The following is an 8,518-nucleotide window of genomic DNA, read 5'->3' on the forward strand; positions in this document are numbered from 1 at the left end:
CACTCTTTTTATTCTTAAAATCCATTATGGTCGCTGAGTTCCTTGAACCAATGGCCTGATTTTTTTAGACGACGTTCCTGTGTTTCCAAGTCAAGCTCAACTAGACCGTAGCGGTTTTTATAGCTATTGAGCCATGACCAGCAGTCAATAAAGGTCCATATTAAGTATCCTTTACAGTTGGCTCCATCTTCAATCGCACGGTGAAGTTCACGAAGATGTCCTTTGACAAAGTCAATACGGTAATCATCTTGAATCATCCCATCTTGACGGAATTTTTCTTCCCCTTCAACACCCATACCATTCTCTGTCAACATCCACTCAATATTACCATAATTTTCCTTGATATTTTGGGCAATATCATAAATCCCTTGCTCATAAATTTCCCAACCACGGTGTGGGTTAATTTTACGGCCTGGCATGACGTAAGGCTCATAGAAATGTTCTGGTAAGAGGGGACTGTCAGGATGTTTGGCAAAACGCGGAGCCATGACACGCAAAGGCTGGTAGTAATTGACTCCAAGAAAGTCCACTGTATGCTGACGAATCAGTTCCAACTCTTCTGCTGTAGAATCTGGTAGTAAATCATGCTCAGCTAAAATTTCCACCAATTCTTCTGGATAAGCTCCCAAGACAGACGGATCTAGGAAAGATTGGGCTTGGAAGAGATCCGCAATGCGAGCAGCCTTGACATCTGCGGGATGCTGGCTACGTGGATAGGCTGGTGTCAAGTTGAGGACAATCCCAATCTTGGAATCAGGCAAAACTTCATGACAGGCCTTAACCGCAAGACTACTAGCCAGTTGCGTATGATAGGCAACCTTAACTGCTACTTTGGCATCTACCTTGTGAGGATAGTGGGCATCGTAAAAATAGCCAAACTCTACGGGAACGATGGGCTCGTTAAAGGTAATCCATTGGTCCACCAAGTCACCGTATGTCTCAAAACAAAAACGAGCATAGTCTTCATAAGCCTTGACAGTTGCCTTATTTTCCCAACCATCGCCGTCTTCTTGGAGGGCAAAAGGCAGGTCGAAGTGATAGAGATTAACTAAGAGACGAATTCCCTTGGCCTTAATGGCTTCAAAGACCTGACGGTAGAAAGCCACCCCTTGCGGATTGACCTCTTCACGGCCCTGTGGGAAAATACGAGACCACTGGATAGAAGTTCGGAAGGCTGTATGCCCAGTCTCTACCAAAAGCTCAATATCCTTTTTCCAGTTTTCATAGAAAGTCGATGTTTTGTCAGGTCCAATCCCATTGTAGTAGCGATTGGGTTCCACCTGATACCAATAATCCCAGAGATTATCTCCTTTACCATCACCAAGCACTCGTCCTTCTGTCTGTGGTCCAGAAGTGGAGGAACCCCAAACAAAATCCTTTGGAAATTTTAGCATTGTTATACCTCTTCATTTACTCATTTTCCCCATTATATAGAAAAAACAAGGTAAAAACTAGTTACATTTTTGCCTTGTTTTTCTTCTGATTATAGTTTTATTTCTTGCTGAGGATTTCAAGGGTTTCGAGCAAGTTGTCTGCGTGAACTTCGATGGTGTCACCAGTCGCCTTAATCTTAACTTCTACGATGCCATCAGCTGCTTTTTTCCCAACAGTGATACGGATTGGCAACCCAATCAAGTCGCTATCGCTAAACTTCACTCCGACACGTTCGTTGCGGTCATCCGTCAAGACTTCGTAACCAGCTCCCATCAAGCTTGCTTCAAGTTTATCTGTCAAGGCTTGTGCTTCTTCGTCTTTGACATTGACAGTGATCAAGTGCACATCAAATGGCGCCAATTCTTTAGGGAAGTTAACTCCCCAAGCATAACGGTATTCCCCTTTAGGCGTTTTGTTAACAAAGAGGCGAGCGTGTTGCTCCATAACGGCTGAGAGAAGACGGCTAACACCGATACCGTAACAACCCATGATAATTGGCACAGCACGACCATTTTCATCCAAAACATCTGCACCCATGCTTGCTGAGTAGCGAGTTCCGAGTTTGAAAATATGACCGATCTCAATACCACGCGCGAAGTTAAGAACGCCTTGTCCGTCTGGTGAAATTTCACCCTCACGAACTTCGCGGATATCCACGTATTCTGCAGTGAAATCACGACCTGGGTTCACACCCGTCAAGTGGTAGCCATCTTCGTTGGCCCCCACAACAGCATTGCGAACATCTTGTACCTTACGGTCTGCAATGATTTTCACATTTTCTGGCAAACCAACTGGGCCAAGCGAACCAAAGCCAGCCGATATAACATTTGCTACTTCTTCCTCGCTCGCAACATCAAAGAAATCTGCACCCAAGTGGTTTTTCAACTTAACTTCATTGAGTTGGTCATTTCCAACTAGAAGGGCTGCAACAAGCTCACCATCTGCCATGTAGAAGAGGGTTTTGATTGTTTGTTCTTCTGGGACATTTAGGAAGGCTGCGACTTCATCGATGGATTTTACACCTGGAGTTTCGACGCGAGTCACTTCTTCTTCCGCAACGACACGGTTGCTTGGTCTGTACTCGTTTGTTGCCATTTCTAAGTTAGCTGCATAGCTAGACTCACTTGAGTAGGCAATAGTGTCTTCACCAGAAACCATCCATTTGAGCAATTCTGCCTTGATTTCTTCTTGCACTTCTGCAGGAATTTCATCAAATGAGGCAACTGACTTGTCCAAGACAACCCAGCGGTCAAGGTCTGTACGGGCTGGTGTAATGGCCATAAATTCTTGGCTATCCTTACCACCCATGGCACCACCGTCACCGATGATAGCCTTGAAATCCAAACCACTACGAGTGAAAATTCGTTCATAGGCCGCTTTGTACTCGTCATAAGTCACATCCAAACTATCGTAATTAGCATGGAAACTATAGCCGTCTTTCATGATGAATTCACGCGTACGGAGAAGTCCGTTACGTGGACGTTTTTCATCACGGTACTTGGGCTGGATTTGGTAAAGGTTGAGTGGCAATTGCTTGTAAGATTTCACAGAGTCACGAACAATAGCTGTAAAAGTTTCTTCGTGTGTCGGACCTAGGATAAAGTCTGACTTTTCACGATTTTTCAGTTTATAAAGGTCTTCACCATAGGTTTCGTAACGGCCGGATTCGCGCCAGAGATCGGCACTGAGAAGGGCAGGAGCCAACATTTCCACCGCACCAATCTTATCAAACTCTTGGCGCATGATATTCTTAGCCTTTTCAATCACACGGTTAGCGAGTGGTAGGTAAGAGTAGACACCGGCAGAAACTTGACGAACATAACCAGCACGCAACATAAGGGCGTGGCTGATAACTTGAGCATCGCTTGGCATTTCGCGAAGTGTAGGGATTAGCATTTTACTTTGTTTCATAATATTCCTCGATTATCTAAAAGAAGAGTCGCATAATGTCATTCCAGGTTACAGCTAGCATCAAGACAACCATGATAACTACACCAGCCATGGTGACATAGGTTTCAATTTCTTGTTTAAGGGGTTTACGGCGGATAGCCTCTAGGATATTGAGCACAATCTTTCCACCATCCAAAGCCGGAATCGGAATCAAATTAAAAATTCCGATATTGATGGAAATCATAGCTAGGAAATAGAGGACATTCTCAAGACCATTTTTAGCAGCATCGCTACTTGCCTTAAAAATGGCAACGGGACCGCCGAGTTTGTTCAAATCTGGATGGAAAATCAAGTTTTTCAGAGCCGAAAGGATACGAAGCCCTGAATCAGCAGCGGTTGTAAAGCCACCAACAAACATGGATAGAAAGTCTGACTTGACTCCCGGTTGAACCCCAAGAATATAGCGTCCTTGATTTTCTTCTGGAGTCACCGTAACTTGCTTTTCACTACCATTTTCAGAAATGGTCACATCCAAGGTCGGGGCTGTCTTGTCCTTGGTATCTGCTTCCACAGCCTGAGTCAAGTCTTGCCAATTCTTAACCTCATGCGAGCCGACCTTGGTAATTTGAGCGGTCTCAGCTACGCCTACCTTAGCCAAAGCTCCCTCTGGCATGACATGAAAGAGATTGGTCTGAGTATCTCTAACACCGCCCTGCAAAAAGATCAAGATCCAAAAAACAACAACACCTAAGATAAAGTTATTCATGGGACCTGCAAAGTTGGTGATGAGCTTGCCCCAAATAGAAGCATTTTGATACTGTACATCCAGAGGGGCAATGCGTACTTCGGTTCCGTCTTCTTCAACAACCGTTGCATCATGATCCACTGTAAAAGTCTTTTCTTCTTCCAGGACCAAACCCTTAATAAAGAGCTTGTCTTCAAAGTCAAACTGGGTTACCTGCATAGGAAGAGCCGTTTGATCCAGTTTCTTCCCTGAGAGGTTGATCCGTTTGACCTTACCATCGTCGGCAAGTGTTAAACTGACCGGAGTTCCTGTCTTAATTTCTGTCGTATCATCACCCCAGCCTGCCATACGAACATAGCCTCCTAGAGGAAGGATTCGAATGGTATAAGCAGTGCCATCCTTACCGATATGGGAAAAAATCTTGGGCCCCATACCAATGGCAAATTCACGAACTAAAATGCCCGATTTCTTGGCAAAATAAAAATGTCCAAACTCATGCACCACCACAATAATCCCAAAAACGAGGATAAAGGTTAGCAATCCAATCATTCAATATTCCTTTCTTTAAAACAGGCCAAATAAGTGCATCATTGGAAACACAATCAGCATGCTGTCAAAGCGATCCAATACACCACCATGTCCAGGGATAAATTTTCCAGAATCCTTGACACCGAAATGGCGTTTCATGGCACTCTCAATCAAGTCACCAAACTGACCTGCCACACTGAAGAAGGCAGCAAAGAGACTCATTCTATAAATCCCATAAGGAAGAGCAACTGTACTGTCCACTAGCATGAAGATTACCGTTATCAGTACCGCACCTAGAATACCCCCGACAAAGCCCTCAATACTCTTATTAGGAGAAACTCTCGGAGCCAACTTATGTTTACCAAAATTCATCCCTGTCAGGTAGGCTGCGCTATCTGTCGCCCAAACGATAAAAAGGGCCAAAAGCACCTTGTCAAAACCTGCCACCCGAGCATCTAGTAAGGCATTGAAGCCAAAACCAACATAAAAGCTCACAGCAATTGGGAAAGCGGCATCTTCAATCGTATAGTTTTTACTGAAAACGGTTGTCCCTAGCATTATGGTAATCAGAACACTATAGGCAACTACATTCCCATCAACAGGCAAAAAAGTTAGGTAATTTTCTAAAGGAACTGTAAGAGCGAAGGTCGCAAAAAGAGTCAAAGCGCCCTCGATGGTCATGGTCTTTAGCCCCTTCATGTGCAAGAGTTCATAAACAGCTAGCATGGCTAACAAACCAATGCCTATCTGTAACAAGAGTCCTCCCACAAACAAGACTGGAAGGAAAATCGCCAGGGCCAATACTGCAAACAATGTTCTCTTTTGTAAATCCTTGGTCATATCTTCTCCTAAACTCCTCCAAAACGGCGATTGCGATGGTTAAAAGCAGCAATAGCTTCCTGCAAGGCAGCTTCATCAAAATCAGGCCACAAGGTATCCGTAAAATAAAGCTCGCTATAGGCTGCTTGCCACGGCAAGAAATTACTTAAACGCAACTCACCACTTGTACGGATAATCAAATCTGGATCTCGCAAATCCTTTGGCAGGTGTTGCGTGAAAAGGTAATCCCCAATCATATCTTCTGTGATATCGCCAGGATTGATTTTGGCATCTAGAACTTCCTGAGCCAAGCTCTTAAGAGCCTGCGTGATTTCAGCACGACCACCATAATTAAGGGCAAAATTGAGAATCAAGCCTGTATTGTTCTTGGTCAACTCCTCTGCTTTTTTCAAAGCTTCAAAAGTCGGCTTAGGCAGACGGTCTGTCTCCCCGATCATCTGAATCTTAACATTATTTGCATGTAATTCGGGGACGTAGTTATCATAAAACTCGACTGGCAAGTTCATGATAAACTTGACTTCTTGATCTGGGCGTGTCCAATTTTCCGTTGAAAAGGCATAGACTGTGATAACCTTAACTCCCATCTTGTTAGCCGCCTTGGTCACCTTTTGGAGGGCTTCCATCCCCGCCTTATGACCAAAAACCCGTGGTTGCATCCGTTTTTTAGCCCAGCGGCCATTCCCATCCATGATGATGCCAATATGAGCAGGAACCTGTGTTGGAACCTCAACTTCTACAGCTTTATCTTTCTTAAAAAATCCAAACATGATCATATTCCTATTCAAAAATCTATCGTTTCATTATACCATATTTCCCTATTTTCTTCTATTGCTAAGTTACTGCCCCTGCTTGCAGGCAGACAAAAAATAAGTCGCCTGATTGGGCGACTTTATTTTATAGGGAGATTATTATGAAAAAGTTTTAGGAGTTTAAGTTAAGTTCCTCTTAACTTATGAGTTCAGTATACAGCTCCTATCATAAAGTTTCCTTTTTATATTGCATACTTTTTAGGCCTTGTATTATCCTTTTTCACAACAATCGTAATATCAATCTCTCTTTTAAAACAATAGGTTTCAAATGCTAATTTCATCAGACTAAGTCTATCAGAACTAGTAGGTATTGAATTCTTGAAACTTATTCTTCCACCCAAAACAGGACATACTATTTTCCTTCCTTTTGCATTATTTTCTATATATTCACAAAGGTCATACAACATTGAAAAATAGTCTCTAATATCTTCTAAAATCATCGTATCATTTTCATCAAGGCAAGCAATTTTAATTAGATAATATACAGAAGAATTATTTTGTATTGTTACAATTCGATTAGTCTCCATCCTTACATTTTCTAAATCAAGCACATTAATTCTACTAAGAAAGTGAGAATATACAGACTTTGGACTAATTTTAGTTTTATCAACCGTTAAATCATCATCGGTTGCAATAACTCGGATATAATCATTATATTTCGTCTTGAAAATATCATCATAATAAATTTTTAGATTTAGTTTTTGTGTATTACTCAAAAATTTATATCGATTCTTCTTGTAAATATATGCAATTATAAATGAAACTAACAAGATTAATATTTGATAAGTAATATATTTTCTAGGATCGTTTGGAATCAATGGCTGTAAAAATTGTATACCACCAAACCACGCTAATGTAATTGGTCCATACTCTTTAATTTTGCTAATCATAATACTCCTCTACATTTCTATAATAGTATTTTGGAGGATTCTGTTTCATATTTGAATTTAAATTATTTCGTCGTTTATTATTTATGTCATCAAATTCAATATCACAAATATCCACATGTGTATTTTTAGATCCTTTATGACTCGAAACCACACGCTTATACTCCTCTTTATAAGGAATAAAAATTTGAACTCCACCCAACTTAGAATAATTTGTTATACTCGTTACGGCCATCAAATCTCTAGAAAGACTTTCAGAAATTTGATAATAATATTTTATGTCTTTATTATTAGTAATTAGATGTATGATAGTTGGTTCTTCTTTAGAAATTTCGTATTTCAAATCGATTGAAGTCGCTTCATAACAATTTAAAAAAGCATGCTTACATCCTCTGAAGCTAAAAGTGTGATTAAATTCTTCTTTTGGAATGTACATTGTCCAATTAATATTCTTACCTTCAGGCCTACTCTGCCTAAATTTATCATATTCTTCCGGCGACGGATATATCTTCGGAATTAGTTGAATATGAGCATCTTTGTATTCAACACCTTTTATTGTTGTTTTTAGTGGAATAATAACAATAGTTAGATTTAAGACTCTTCCGTTAATTAATATAAAATCTAACCCACCTACTATCAGTGTTTTAGTCTTTACTGCATGCTTTACGACAGTAACAATATCTTCAATACTAATCCCTTGCTCTGGGAAAGAAATAATATCCGCATTATATTTATCTGATAAATTTAAAACAGTTACAATGTCAGAAAGAGAGGAGAGATTTTCTGATGTTTTAATAAACATTTCTAATCTTTTTTCATAAGAATAAAGATTTGCTTGAGCAAATCGAAGAGTTGATTTTTTTTCATAATCTTCTAAAAGTATATCCTCGTTTCCAATTTTTTTAGGATATCCATTATTTTTATTCCACTCTTTGAGTAAATCATTTAGTTTATTAAATTGATTAGATTCTATTTTAAACTTTTGAAACTCTTCCTCACCAATGTGCTCGAATATCTCGTATAGTTTTTTTAGTTGAATCTCGTAGTTAAGTAAATAATTATCATCTTGATATTTATATTTTGGTTTTCTGAAATTATCTTGTAAACTAACAATCAACTCTTTATCATTTTCAAAAAAACATTTTTTTAATAAGTCTTCATAATATTCTACAAAAGTACCTATCAATTCATCATTAATAGATTTAATATTCTCTAGTTTTTTGTAAAACATAGTTTTATCTCGAACTTTTCCATCTAATTTATGTAGATTTTGAGAAATTGTTTCTATCGCACATAACTGATACCAATAATCATATAGTTCTAAAAAAAATTCATCATCAACAAAATCATAAAAATATTTAATAAATTTTTTCGAAAGTTCGACA

Annotated in this window: 6 protein-coding genes and 1 pseudogene; all 7 read right to left on the minus strand. The window is 39.7% G+C overall.

All coding sequences use genetic code 11. The annotated features are described in order from the left end of the window. Positions 1–14 precede the first annotated feature (14 nt). Complete coding sequence (locus HMPREF2766_RS08460) at positions 15–1,394, minus strand: glycoside hydrolase family 1 protein (protein ID WP_070569290.1); 1,380 nt, start codon at positions 1,392–1,394, stop codon at positions 15–17. A 97-nt stretch (positions 1,395–1,491) separates the two neighbouring features. Beyond that, positions 1,492–3,345 carry a proline--tRNA ligase gene (locus HMPREF2766_RS08465; protein ID WP_070569293.1) on the minus strand — a complete coding sequence of 618 codons (1,854 nt, stop codon included), beginning with the start codon at positions 3,343–3,345 and terminating at the stop codon, positions 1,492–1,494. Positions 3,346–3,361: 16 nt separating this feature from the next. After that, a complete protein-coding gene (gene rseP / locus HMPREF2766_RS08470; RefSeq protein WP_070569296.1) occupies positions 3,362–4,618 on the minus strand; it encodes an RIP metalloprotease RseP in 1,257 nt (418 codons plus the stop codon). 15 nt (positions 4,619–4,633) lie between these two features. Further along, complete coding sequence (locus tag HMPREF2766_RS08475; protein WP_070569299.1) at positions 4,634–5,437, minus strand: phosphatidate cytidylyltransferase; 804 nt, start codon at positions 5,435–5,437, stop codon at positions 4,634–4,636. Positions 5,438–5,445: 8 nt separating this feature from the next. Next, positions 5,446–6,204 carry an isoprenyl transferase gene (locus HMPREF2766_RS08480; protein ID WP_049538512.1) on the minus strand — a complete coding sequence of 253 codons (759 nt, stop codon included), beginning with the start codon at positions 6,202–6,204 and terminating at the stop codon, positions 5,446–5,448. 224 nt (positions 6,205–6,428) lie between these two features. Then, a complete protein-coding gene (locus HMPREF2766_RS08485) occupies positions 6,429–7,136 on the minus strand; it encodes a macro domain-containing protein (RefSeq protein ID WP_070569301.1) in 708 nt (235 codons plus the stop codon). Continuing rightward, positions 7,129–8,518 (minus strand): annotated as a pseudogene (locus tag HMPREF2766_RS08490) (hypothetical protein); the annotation flags it as partial. The pseudogene HMPREF2766_RS08490 and the gene HMPREF2766_RS08485, both read right to left, overlap by 8 nt.

Source organism: Streptococcus sp. HMSC076C08 (assembly GCF_001810825.1).
Lineage (GTDB): Bacteria > Bacillota > Bacilli > Lactobacillales > Streptococcaceae > Streptococcus.